This is a genomic window from Streptomyces sp. NPDC051582, assembly GCF_040681715.1.
In the GTDB taxonomy this organism is placed as follows: domain Bacteria; phylum Actinomycetota; class Actinomycetes; order Streptomycetales; family Streptomycetaceae; genus Streptomyces.
The window spans coordinates 164,365-176,757 of record NZ_JBFAZJ010000005.1 but is presented as its reverse complement, the minus strand read 5'-3'; the positions used below and the strand labels follow the sequence as shown (position 1 = coordinate 176,757).

The window sequence follows — 12,393 nt, the reverse complement described above, 5'->3', positions numbered from 1 at the left end:
GGCGTCAGGCGCGCGGGACGCGTACGACGCCCTCCTGGATGACGGTCACGGCCAGGCGGCCGTCCTGGGTCCAGATCCGGGCCTGCCCGAGCCCGCGTCCGGCCGCGGCCGACGGGGACTCCTGGTCGTACAGCAGCCACTCGTCGGCCCGGAACGGCCGGTGGAACCACATCGCGTGGTCCAGCGAGGCGCCCACGACGTCGCCGACCGCCCAGCCGCCCCGGCCGTGCGCGAGCAGCACCGAGTCGAGCAGGGTCATGTCCGAGACGTACGTGGCCAGGCAGGTGTGCAGGAGCGCGTCGTCGCTCTCCAGCTTCCCCGCCGTGCGGAACCACACCTGCGAGCGCGGCTCGACCGGCTTGCCGACGCTGCCCCAGGGCGGGACGGTCGCGTACCGCAGGTCCACGGCGCCCCGCGCCTCGATCAGCCGCTCCACCGTGCCCGGGTCGCGGAAGACCTCCCGGTACGCGGGCAGCGCCTCGGCGGCCGTCGGCAGGGTCTCCGGATCGGGCGCGTCCGGCATCACCGTCTGGTGGTCGAGGCCCTCCTCGTACGTCTGGAAGGACGCGGAGAGGTGGAAGATCGGCTGGCCGTGCTGGACGGCGACGACCCGGCGGGTGGTGAAGGAGCGCCCGTCACGGATCCGGTCGACGGCGTAGACGATCGGCGCGCCCGGGTCCCCGGCGCGCAGGAAGTACGAGTGCAGCGAGTGCGCCGTGCGGTCCGCGGGTACGGTCCGCCCGGCCGCGACCAGGGCCTGGGCCGCGACCTGGCCGCCGAAGACGCGCGGTACCAGCGCCGAACGGCTGGTACCGCGGAAGATGTTCTCCTCGATCTGCTCCAGGTCGAGCAGATCGAGGAGCGTCGTCAGTGCCTCGTTCATGGAGTGAAGGCCAGGGCCTTACAGTCCCATCGCCTTGGCGATGATGGACTTCATGATCTCGCTGGTGCCGCCGTAGATGCGGTTGACGCGGTTGTCGGCGTACAGGCGCGCGATCGGGTACTCGTTCATGTAGCCGTAGCCGCCGTGCAGCTGGAGGCAGCGGTCGATCACGCGGTGCGCGACCTCGGTGCAGAACAGCTTCGCGGAGGCGGCCTCGGCGGGGGTCAGCTCGCCGGCGTCCAGGGCCTCCAGGGCGCGGTCCGCGACGGCCTGGGCGGCGTCCACCTCGGCCTGGCAGGCGGCCAGTTCGAACTTGGTGTTCTGGAAGTGCGCGACCGGCTTGCCGAAGACCGTGCGGTCGGTGACGTACTGCTGGGCGAAGCGGACGGCCGCGGCGGCCTGGGCGTACGCGCCGAACGCGATGCCCCAGCGCTCGGAGGCCAGGTTGTGGCCGAGGTAGTAGAAGCCCTTGCCCTCCTCGCCCATCAGGTCCTCGACCGGGACCTTGACGTCGACGAACGCCAGCTCGGCGGTGTCGGAGGTGCGCAGGCCCAGCTTGTCCAGCTTGCGGCCGATCGAGTAGCCCTCGGACTTGGTGTCCACGGCGAACAGGGAGATGCCGAAGCGGCGGTCGTCCTCGCGCGGGGCGGCGGTGCGGGCGCAGACGATCACGCGGTCGGCGTGCACGCCGCCGGTGATGAAGGTCTTGGAGCCGTTGAGGACGTAGTGCGTGCCGTCCTCGGAGAGCTTGGCGGTGGTCTTCATGCCCGCGACGTCGGAGCCGGTGCCCGGCTCGGTCATGGCGAGGGCCCACATCTCCTCACCGGAGACGAACTTCGGCAGGTACCGCTTCTTCTGCTCGACGTCGGCCAGCATCTTGATGTAGGGGAGCGCGAGCAGCACGTGCACGCCGGAGCCGCCGAAGTTCACGCCCGCGCGGGCGGTCTCCTCGTACAGGACGGCTTCGAACTTGTGGGTGTCCAGGCCCGCGCCGCCGAACTCCTCGGGGACGTTGATGCCGAAGATGCCCAGCTCGCCGAGCTTGTAGTAGAAGTCGCGCGGCGCCTGGCCGGCGGCGAACCACTCGTCGTAGACGGGGACGACCTCGGCCTCTATGAAGGCGCGGATGGTCTCGCGGAACGCTTCGTGGTCCTCGTTGAAAACGGTACGGCGCACAGCCGCCTCCTCGATCCTGTCGCCCGTCGCGCTGTCGCGCCGTGTCTAAGCGCTTGCTCAGACCACTAAGTTACCGGTGGGTCGGGTGGGCTGTCCAGAGTCGTGGAGGGGTGCCGGGTGTGATGTCCGGCGCCCGGCCGGCGGGGCGAGCCGCCGGCCGGGCGCCGACGCTCACTTGCCGAGCATCTTGCCGGTCCACTGGCCGGCGGCGCCGTGCATCAGGGCCTCGTTGCTCATGATCTGGGTCCCGGGCAGCGAGGACATGCCGATGTCGCCGGCCGGGGCCGCGCCGTTGTGGGAACCGACCGTGTTGTCGCGGCCGGCGTTGAACACGTCGTCGCCGGCCACCTGGGACAGGTCGCCGAAGACGATCGAGTACGTGTTGTCGATCGGCGCGTACACGGTGAAGGTGTCGTCGGCGGAGGCGGCGGACGCGCCGGCCAGGATGAAGCCGCCGGCGGCGAGAGCGGTCAGGGCGAGGCGGATCGAACGCACGGTGGTGCCTTTCGGGGAGGGGGTGGGGGAGCAGTGCGAACGTAGGCCGCCGCGCGCCGCGAGGTGGCGAGCCCGCCGCCGGAAGCCCCGAGTCCATCCGTACGGCGCAGCCGCCCCTGCTCCGGTCCGGGTCCCGCCCGGGGGCGCTCCGGGTCCCGCCCGGTCAGGCCTGCGGGGTCCGGGTCAGCGCGAACCACAGCTCCATCCGGGTGTCCGGGTCGTCGAGGTCGCGGTCGAGGAGGGCCGCGGTGCGCGCGATGCGCTGGCGGACCGTGTTGCGGTGCACGCCGAGGGCGGCGGCGCTGCGGTCCCAGCTGCCGTGGTGGGCCAGCCAGGCGCGCAGGGTCTCCCGCAGGGCGGGGGAGAGCGGGCCGAGCAGGGCCGCGGCGTGGGCCCGGGCCTCGGCCTCGCCGACGAGCCCCGCGAGGCCGGGCCGGGTGTGCCGGGCCATCGGGGTACGGGTCGCCTCGGCGCGGTCCAGGGCCCGGCGGGCCTGCGCGTCGGCCCCGGCCAGCGCGTCGGGCCCGGCCGGGGCGCTGACCCCGAGCCGCCACCCGGGCTGCGGGGCGGGCTCCCGGTCGGTGAGGAGCCGTACGGCCGCCCCGTCCGGGTCCAGCAGTACGGTGCCCAGCGCGGCGGCGAGGGCCTGCGGGTCCCCGGCGCCGGCGGCCCGGACGGCGTACCAGGGCCCGGGGCCGAGCGCCTCGGCGGGAGAGCCGCCGAGCAGCAGGCGGGTGAGCGCGGCGGCCTCGGTCCCGGCGGGCCGCTCCGCGGTGAGCAGGGTCAGCAGGACGGCGGCGATGGAGGCGATGGTGTGGTCGCCGGGGGCCCGGGCCGGGGTGGCGAGAGCCAGCATCCGGCCGCCGCCGACGGCGTAGACGGCCAGGTGCGTTCCGCCCGCGGAGTCGGTGGCGGTGGCCGCCGCTCCGCCCGCCACCCGCCGGGCCAGCCCCCGAACGGCCCCGAGCACCTCCTCGCCGACGCCGACGCCGGTCCCGATACCGGCACCGATGCCGGCCCCGATACCGGCCCCGATACCGGCACCGATACCGGCCCCGGCGGCCCGTACGACCCCGACGGCGGGTTCGTCGGGAGCCGCCGGGGCGTCGGCGGCCGCGGGCGGCCCCGACTCCGGGGCCAGGAGGGCGGCCCAGCCGCCCAGGCTCGCCGCGAGGCGGGACAGTACCGCCGGGACCGGATCGGGGCGGGCGGCCGCTGCGGCGAGGGCCTGCTGCGCCTCGGTGACCCGGCGCAGCTCGCGGGTCCGCGCCTCGGCCATGAGCCGCCAGACGGCGCGGGCGACGGCCGTGAACCGGGTCCGCGGCGGCACCTCCAGCAGCGGCAGTCCGTGCCGGGCGCAGGCCTCGGCCAGCGCGGGCGGCACCTCCTCGTGGACCGGCGCCACGCCGAAGCCGAGGGCGGCGGCCCCGGCCGCGACCAGCCGGGCCACGTAGCCGTCGGGATCGGCCTCGGGGTCGAGCCCGGTCTCGGCCCCGGCACCGGCCGTGAGCAGCAGTTCCCCGCCCAGCAGGTACGGCGAGGGGTCGGCCATCTCGGAGGCGTGCACCCCGCGCACCTCGGCCCCGGCGGGCCCCGCGAGGTGCCGCAGCCCCAGTTCCCGGTCGGCGAGCAGCGCGCCGAGCGGCACCGCCGGGGTGGGCGGCGCGGGCGGAGAGGGGCGCGGCTCCATGGATACTCCGTACACATCGCAGGCGGTCGATGGATAAAACGTACACTTCGCGCCCCGCGGGCACCGGCTTACGCTCGAAGGACCGCACGTAGGACCTCCAGAAGGGCACCCCCCAATGAGCACCGAGCAGACGCCGCGCGGACCGGTCGACTCCTCCCGCATCCCGCGCTACGCGGGTCCCGCCACCTTCGCCCGGCTGCCCCGCCTGGACGAGGTCGGCTCGGCGGACGTCGCCGTCGTCGGTGTCCCGTTCGACTCGGGCGTCTCGTACCGCCCCGGCGCCCGCTTCGGCGGCAACGCCATCCGCGAGGCCTCGCGCCTGCTGCGCCCGTACAACCCGGCGCAGGACGCCTCCCCCTTCGCGCTCGCGCAGGTGGCGGACGCCGGCGACATCGCCGTGAACCCCTTCAACATCAACGAGGCCGTCGAGACGGTCGAGGCCGCCGCGGACGAGCTCCTCGGCGCCGGTTCCCGCCTGATGACCCTCGGAGGCGACCACACCATCGCCCTCCCGCTGCTGCGCTCCGTCGCGAAGAAGCACGGCCCGGTGGCGCTGCTGCACTTCGACGCCCACCTGGACACCTGGGACACGTACTTCGGCGCCGAGTACACGCACGGCACCCCGTTCCGCCGCGCCGTGGAGGAGGGCATCCTCGACACCGAGGCGCTCTCGCACGTCGGCACGCGCGGCCCGCTGTACGGCAAGCAGGACCTCGACGACGACGCCAAGATGGGCTTCGGCATCGTGACCTCCGCCGACGTCTACCGGCGCGGCGCCGACGAGGTCGCGGACCAGCTGCGCCAGCGCATCGGCGACCGTCCGCTGTACATCTCGATCGACATCGACGTCCTGGACCCGGCGCACGCGCCCGGCACCGGCACGCCGGAGGCGGGCGGCATGACCTCCCGCGAGCTGCTGGAGATCATCCGCGGCCTGTCCTCCTGCAACCTGGTCTCGGCGGACGTCGTCGAGGTCGCCCCGGCGTACGATCACGCCGAGATCACCTCGGTCGCGGCCTCGCACACCGCGTACGAGCTGACGACGATCATGAGCCGCCAGATCGCCGCCGCGAAGAAGGCGAAGTAGCACCCCAGAAGGGCGAGTAAGCGCACGTGACGCACGACCACGACCTGGTTCTCCGTCCCACCGACGCCCAGCGGGCGGCCGCCCTCGCGCCGCCGCCGGGGCGGACGGGCGGGGACCTGGTCGTGGAGACGCTCCGCGGCCTCGGCGCGACCACCGTCTTCGGTCTGCCGGGGCAGCACGCACTCTCCCTCTTCGACGCGGTCGGCCGCTCCGACCTGCGGCTGATCGGGCTCCGTACGGAGAACAACGCGGGCTTCGCCGCCGACGCGTACGGCCGCATCACGGGCGAGGCGGTTCCGCTGCTGCTGTCGACCGGCCCGGGCGCGCTGATGGCCCTGCCGGCCCTGGCCGAGGCGGCCGCCGCCTCGGCGCCCGTCCTCGCCATCGCCTCTCAGGTCCCGGTGGCGGGCCTGGGCGGCGGGCGGCGCGGGCACCTGCACGAGCTGCGGGACCAGTCGGCCTCGTTCCGGGACGTGGTGAAGTCGGTCCACACGGCCCGTACGCCCTCGCAGATCCCCTCCGTGATCGCGGAGGCCTGGGAATCGGCGCTGACCGCCCCGCACGGCCCGGTCTGGGTGGAGATCCCCGAGGACGTGCTGCGTGCGGAGACGGTGATTCCGCAGGTCACGGCCGTGGACGCGAGTCCGCACGAACTGGCCCCGCGCCCCGAGCTCACCGCGCTCGCGGCGCACTGGCTGGAGCGGGCCTCCCGCCCCGTCGTCATCGCGGGCGGCGGGGTGATCCGCTCGGACGCGGCGGGCAAGCTGCGGCAGCTGGCGGAGCGGCTGAACGCCCCGGTGGTCACCACGTTCGGCGGCAAGGGCGCCTTCCCGTGGACCCACCCGCTGTCCCTCCAGTCCTGGCTGGAGGACCGCCACACGACGGACTTCCTGGAGGACGCGGACGTCCTCCTGGTGGTCGGCTCGGGGCTGGGCGAACTGTCGTCGAACTACCACACCTTCATCCCGACGGGCCGGACCGTCCAGATCGAGGCGGACCTCGGCAAGCTGGAGTCCAACCACGCGGCCCTCGGCATCCACGCGGACGCCCGCCTGGCCCTCCAGGCCCTCCTGGAAACGGTCGGCGAACGCCAGGACCCCCAGGCCCCGGAACGGGTCCGGCTGCTCCTGTCGGAGATCGAGACCCGCTTGTCGGCTCAGGACGTGGCGCTGGAGCGCGGCCTCCTCACATCGATCCGCGCCGCCCTGCCCGCCCGCTCCCCGTCCTTCTGGGACATGACGATCCTGTCCTACTGGGCCTGGTCGGCGTTCGACGCGAAGCACCCGAACACGATGCACTCGGCGCAGGGCGCCGGCGGCCTCGGCTACGCCTTCCCGGCGGCCCTCGGCGCCTGCGCCGCGGAACCGGGCACCCCGGTCCTGGCGGTCTCCGGCGACGGCGGCGCGATGTACTCGATCGCGGACCTGGCGACGGCGAAGCAGCACGACCTGGACGTGACCTGGCTGATCGTGGACGACGGCGGATACGGCATCCTGCGCGAGTACATGACGGACGCCTTCGAAGGCCGCACGGCGGCCACCGAACTCACCCGCCCGGACTTCAAGGCCCTGGCCGAGTCCTTCGGCGTCCCGGCGACGACGACGACCCCGGAAACCCTTCGCGAGGACCTGTCCCAGGCCCTGAAGACCCCGGGCCCGTCGGTCGTGGTCCTCCCTGCCACCCTGAAGATGTTCGCCCCGACCCACCTGCCGTAACCGCCCCGGCGAACTCCGCCCAGACCGTCTTGCCGATGCCGTGCGGGCGGGGCTCAACGCCCCAGCGGGCGGCCACGGCGGCGACGACGGCGAGGCCGCGCCCGTCTTCGCAGTCGGGGCAGTGCGCCAGCGGTTCCAGTTCCGCCCAGGGTCCGGCGTCGGCGACCTCGACGCGCAGGGAGGCGCCGTCCCACTGCGCCTTGACGCCGATCTCGCGCCCGCGGGGAGCGCGCGCGTGCCGCACGGCGTTGGTGACCAGTTCCGACAGCGCCAGCTCGGCCGCCTCCACGATCTGCGGGGCGACTCCCCAGGAGCGGGCCTGGGCGCGGAAGAAGGCGCGTGCCCAGCCGGGCGTCCGCGGGGTCCGCGGCAGGAGCCAGAAGGCGTCGAGCTGCGACGCAGGGCGTGGTTCCACAAGGCACCTCACATCTCTAGAGATGCATCGAGTCAAGCGCCAGTCGCGACCCGGGTCAAGGGTTCTCTAGAGATGTCTCGCGAGATGATTTCCGCTGCACGGGCTCTGCCGCATTTCGCGCCTACGATGTCTAGAGATGATCAGGAGGACGCATGCCGAGTGACAGCTCCGGGCGCCAGCCCAAGTACCAGCGGATCGCCACAGAGCTGAAGGCGGCCATCCAGGCCGGTACGTACGGGCCCGGTGACCGGCTGCCCGGCGAGAACGACCTGATGGCCGCGCACGGTGTCGCCCGCATGACCGCGCGTCAAGCACTCGGCGTGCTCCAGACCGAGGGTCTTGCCGAGGCTCGCAAAGGTGCCGGCGTCTTCGTGCGTGAGTTCCGGCTGATCCGCCGCCGCGGTGTCCAGCGGCTGGCTGCCGAGGTCTGGGGCGAGGGGAGGTCCATCTGGGCCGCCGACACGGAGGACCGTGAACCCGTCGTCGAGTTCCTTTCGGTCGGTGAGGAACCGGCTCCTCCGGCGGTCGCCGCAGTCCTCGACCTTGCGGAAGGGGCCGGCGTCTGCGTCCGCCGGAGGAGGTTCCTGCTCGACGGGAAGCCCGTCATGCTGGCCAGCTCCTACCTCGACGCGGGCCTCGCGGCAGGCACCCGCATCGCCGAGCCCGACTCCGGCCCCGGTGGCATCTACGCCCGCCTGGCCGACCTCGGCCGCAAGCCCGTCCGGTTCCGCGAGGAGGTCCGCTCCCGGATGCCCGGCGCCGAGGAGGTCGAACGGCTCGGCCTCGCGTCCGGGACCCCGGTGGTCCTCGTTTCCCGTACCGCCTTCACCGCCGAGGGCCTGGCGGTCGAGGTGAACGAGATGACCCTCGACGCCTCCGCTTACGTCCTGGAGTACGCCTTCGACGCCCCGTAGGTCAGGCGTGCGTTCCGTGTGCCGTCCGCGCACGCCCGTGCGAATGTTGCGGCGGGATGAAATCCGCCGGTCGCGGCGTTGGAGGAGCGGCAGGACCGGACTAACGGGGAGGACGACGTGGCGGCGGCAGCGACGGCAACGGGCGAGAAACAGGGCTGGGCCAGGCGGCTCATCGCCTACACCTGGCGGTACCGGACCAATGTGCTGCTCGCCCTGGGGTCCTCACTGGCGGGCATGGCCGTCATGGCCCTCGTACCCCTGGTCACCAAGGTGATCATCGACGACGTCATAGGCGACCACACCAAGCCCATGGGCGTCTGGGCCGGGCTCCTCATAGGCGCCGCGGTCCTCGTGTACGTATTGACCTACATACGCAGGTACTACGGCGGCCGCCTCGCGCTCGACGTCCAGCACGACCTGCGCACCGACATGTACGACACCATCGCCCGCCTCGACGGGCGGCGCCAGGACGAGCTGTCCACCGGCCAGGTCATCGGGCGCGCCACCAGCGACCTCCAGCTGATCCAGGGCCTGCTCTTCATGCTGCCCATGACCATCGGGAACTTCCTCCTCTTCGGGATATCCCTCGGGATCATGCTGGCGCTGTCCCCGCTGCTGACCCTCGTCGCGCTGCTCATGGCCCCCGCCCTCTGGTTCATCGCCAAGCGCAGCCGCAAGAAGCTCTTCCCCGCCACCTGGTGGGCCCAGGGGCAGGCCGCCGCCGTCGCCACCGTCGTCGACGGAGCCGTGACCGGCGTCCGCGTCGTCAAGGGCTTCGGCCAGGAGGAGCAGGAGACCGGCAAGCTGCGCGAAGCCGGGCGCCGGCTGTTCGCCGGCCGGATGCGGACCATCCGGCTCAATTCCCGCTACACCCCCGCCCTGCAGGCCGTACCCGCCCTCGGGCAGGTCGCCATGCTGGCGCTCGGCGGCTGGATGGCCACCCAGGGGCACATCACCCTGGGCACGTTCGTCGCCTTCTCCACCTACCTCGCCCAGCTCGTCGGCCCCGTCCGCATGCTCGCCATGGTCCTCACCGTCGGCCAGCAGGCCCGCGCCGGCGTCGAGCGCGTCTTCGAGCTCATCGACACCGAGCCCGTCATCGAAGAGGGCACGCGGGAGCTGCCCGCCGACGCCCCCGCCACCGTCGAGTTCGACGGGGTCGGCTTCGGGTACGACCCGGAGCGGCCCGTCCTCGACGGGTTCTCGCTCTCCATCGCCGAAGGCGAGACCGTCGCCGTCGTCGGGGCCTCCGGCTCCGGAAAGTCCACCGTCTCCCTCCTCCTGCCCCGCTTCTACGACGCCGACCGCGGCACCGTCCGCGTCGGCGGACACGACGTGCGCGAGCTGACGTACGACTCGCTGCGCGCGGCCATCGGGCTCGTTCCGGAGGATTCGTTCCTCTTCTCCGACACCATCCGCGCCAACATCGCGTACGGGCATCCCGAGGCGACCGAGGCGCAGGTCGAGGCCGCCGCCCGCGCCGCCCAGGCCGAATCGTTCATCCAGGCCCTGCCCGCCGGGTACGACACCAAGGTCGGCGAGCAGGGGCTCACCCTCTCCGGAGGCCAGCGCCAGCGCATCGCGCTCGCCCGCGCCATCCTCACCGACCCCCGGCTGCTGCTCCTCGACGACGCCACCTCGGCCGTCGACGCCCGCGTCGAGCACGAGATCCACGAGGCGCTGCGCGCCGTCATGGCCGGCCGCACCACCCTCCTGATCGCCCACCGCCGCTCCACGCTCGGGCTGGCCGACCGGATCGCCGTCCTCGACCGCGGGCGGCTCTGCGACATCGGTACGCACGAGGAGCTGGAGCGCCGCTCGCCCCTCTACCGGCGCCTGCTCACCGACCCGGACGCGCTGGGCGCCGGCTCGCCGCGCACCCCCGAGGCGCCCGCGATGGCCGAGTTCGAGCGGGACATCGAGGGCAGGCTGGAACGGGACATCGAGCTCGAAGCCGAGATCGACTCCGAGCCGGTCAACGCCAAGCGGCGGGTCGTGGACGGGGTGACCCCGGAGCTCTGGCGCCGCCAGGAGGAACAAGAGGAGGAGGACGCGGAGTCCGCCGCCGGTACCGCAGCCGCGACCGGCGCGCCCGGAACCGGCGTACCGGGCGCCACCGTGGCGGGCGCCGTCGCCGGCATGCCGGCGACCCCCGAACTGCTCGCCCAGGTGGCCGCGCTGCCGCCCGCCGACGACGTGCCGGCCGTGGACGAGGAGCGCGCCGCGGCCGCAGAGGAGAGCTACAACCTGCGCCGGCTGCTCAGCGGTTTCTGGGCACCCCTCTCCATCAGCCTCGGCCTCGTCGCCGTCGACGCCGGCTCCGGGCTGCTGCTGCCGATCCTGATCCGGCACGGAATCGACAAGGGCGTCGAACAAGCAGCCCTCGGCGCCGTCTGGGTGGCCGCCGTTCTCGCGCTCGGCGTCGTCGTCGCGCAGTGGGCCGCCCAGTTCGCCGAGACCCGGATGACCGGGCGCACCGGCGAGCGCGTCCTGTACGCCCTGCGCGTCAAGATCTTCGCCCAGCTCCAGCGCCTCGGCCTCGACTACTACGAGCGCGAGCTGACCGGCAAGATCATGACCCGGATGACCACCGACGTGGACGCCCTCTCCAGCTTCCTGCAGACCGGGCTCGTCACCGCGGTCGTCTCCGTCTTCACCTTCTTCGGCATCCTGATCGCCCTGCTCGTCCTCGACGTCGAGCTCGCGCTCATCGTCTTCGCCACCCTCCCCGTGCTCGTCGTCGGCACGATCGTGTTCCGCCGCAAGTCGGTCGCCGCGTACGAGCTCGCCCGCGACCGGGTCAGCCTGGTCAACGCCGACCTCCAGGAGTCCGTCTCCGGGCTGCGCATCGTCCAGGCCTTCCGCCGCCAGCGGGCCGGCGCCGCCCGGTTCGCGGAGCGGAGCGACTCGTACCGCCAGGCCCGGGTGCGTGGCCAGTGGCTGATATCCGTCTACTTCCCCTTCGTGCAGCTGCTGTCCTCCGGGGCCGCGGCCGCCGTGCTGATCGTCGGCGCGGGCCGGGTCGAGGCGGGCACCCTCACCACCGGCGCGCTGGTGGCGTACCTGCTCTACATCGACCTGTTCTTCGCCCCCGTCCAGCAGCTCTCCCAGGTCTTCGACGGCTACCAGCAGGCCACCGTCTCGCTCGGCCGGATCCAGGGGCTGCTGCGCGAGCCCACCAGCACCCCCCGCCCGGCCGACCCGCGCGCGGTCGAGGAGCTGCGCGGCGAGATCGCCTTCGAGGACGTGAGGTTCGCGTACGGCACCGCCGAGGAGCGCGGCGAGAAGGGCGACGCGCTGGCCGGAATCAGCCTGCGGATACCCGCCGGCCAGACCGTCGCCTTCGTCGGCGAGACCGGCGCCGGCAAGTCCACGCTGGTCAAGCTCGTGGCCCGGTTCTACGACCCGACCTCCGGCCGGGTCACCGCCGACGGCGCCGACCTGCGGGAGCTGGACCTGACCGAGTACCGCCACCGGCTCGGGGTGGTCCCCCAGGAGCCGTACCTCTTCCCGGGGACGGTCCGCGACGCCATCGCGTACGGGCGGCCCGGGGCGGGCGACGCCGAGGTGGAGGCGGCCGCCCGCGCGGTGGGCGCCCACGACATGATCGCCACCCTCGACGGCGGCTACCTGCACACCGTCGCCGAGCGCGGCCGCAACCTGTCGGCAGGGCAGCGCCAGCTGATCGCGCTGGCCCGCGCCGAACTCGTCGACCCGGACGTGCTGCTGCTCGACGAGGCCACCGCAGCGCTCGACCTGGCCACGGAGGCACAGGTCAACCGGGCCACCGACCGGCTCGCCGGCAAGCGCACCACCCTCGTGGTGGCGCACCGGCTGACCACGGCCGCGCGCGCCGACCGCGTCGTGGTCATGGACCGCGGCCGGGTCGTGGAGGACGGCACCCACGCCGAACTCGTGGCCCGCGGCGGCCGCTACGCCGAACTGTGGCGCACCTTCGTCGGCGAGGACGAACGAGCCGCCGCCTGACTCCCGCCGCGTTCCCGCCCCGACTCGCAGA

At 73.5% G+C, this 12,393-nt stretch carries 8 protein-coding genes and 1 pseudogene; 4 read left to right on the top strand and 5 right to left on the bottom strand.

Annotated elements, in window-relative coordinates:
* Positions 1 to 4 precede the first annotated feature (4 nt).
* The 4 genes from tesB to AB0M92_RS09750 form a co-directional block, all read right to left on the bottom strand.
* Positions 5 to 883 (bottom strand): acyl-CoA thioesterase II, encoded by an 879-nt coding sequence (gene tesB / locus AB0M92_RS09765; protein ID WP_366101558.1) that lies wholly within the window; start codon positions 881 to 883, stop codon positions 5 to 7.
* An 18-nt stretch (positions 884 to 901) separates the two neighbouring features.
* Positions 902 to 2,059 carry an acyl-CoA dehydrogenase family protein gene (locus tag AB0M92_RS09760; protein ID WP_366101557.1) on the bottom strand — a complete coding sequence of 386 codons (1,158 nt, stop codon included), beginning with the start codon at positions 2,057 to 2,059 and terminating at the stop codon, positions 902 to 904.
* Positions 2,060 to 2,230: 171 nt separating this feature from the next.
* Positions 2,231 to 2,554, bottom strand: coding sequence for a hypothetical protein (locus AB0M92_RS09755; RefSeq protein WP_366101556.1), 324 nt, complete (start codon positions 2,552 to 2,554; stop codon positions 2,231 to 2,233).
* A 163-nt stretch (positions 2,555 to 2,717) separates the two neighbouring features.
* Positions 2,718 to 4,244 carry a helix-turn-helix domain-containing protein gene (locus AB0M92_RS09750; RefSeq protein WP_366101555.1) on the bottom strand — a complete coding sequence of 509 codons (1,527 nt, stop codon included), beginning with the start codon at positions 4,242 to 4,244 and terminating at the stop codon, positions 2,718 to 2,720.
* Between the two features lie 115 nt (positions 4,245 to 4,359).
* On the opposite strand from AB0M92_RS09750, the gene speB reads away from it, so the two are divergent.
* A complete protein-coding gene (speB, locus tag AB0M92_RS09745; protein WP_048479426.1) occupies positions 4,360 to 5,331 on the top strand; it encodes an agmatinase in 972 nt (323 codons plus the stop codon).
* 26 nt (positions 5,332 to 5,357) lie between these two features.
* Complete coding sequence (locus AB0M92_RS09740) at positions 5,358 to 7,046, top strand: thiamine pyrophosphate-binding protein (RefSeq protein WP_366101553.1); 1,689 nt, start codon at positions 5,358 to 5,360, stop codon at positions 7,044 to 7,046.
* Positions 7,047 to 7,071: 25 nt separating this feature from the next.
* Here AB0M92_RS09740 and AB0M92_RS09735 read toward each other — a convergent pair.
* A pseudogene (locus AB0M92_RS09735) lies at positions 7,072 to 7,461 on the bottom strand (ATP-binding protein); the annotation flags it as partial.
* Positions 7,462 to 7,613: 152 nt separating this feature from the next.
* Here AB0M92_RS09735 and AB0M92_RS09730 point away from each other — a divergent pair.
* A complete protein-coding gene (locus AB0M92_RS09730; protein WP_366101552.1) occupies positions 7,614 to 8,375 on the top strand; it encodes a GntR family transcriptional regulator in 762 nt (253 codons plus the stop codon).
* Positions 8,376 to 8,492: 117 nt separating this feature from the next.
* The gene (locus AB0M92_RS09725; protein ID WP_366101551.1) at positions 8,493 to 12,362 is read left to right on the top strand and encodes an ABC transporter ATP-binding protein; all 3,870 of its coding nucleotides are present in this window, start codon (positions 8,493 to 8,495) and stop codon (positions 12,360 to 12,362) included.
* The last annotated feature ends 31 nt before the right edge of the window (positions 12,363 to 12,393 follow it).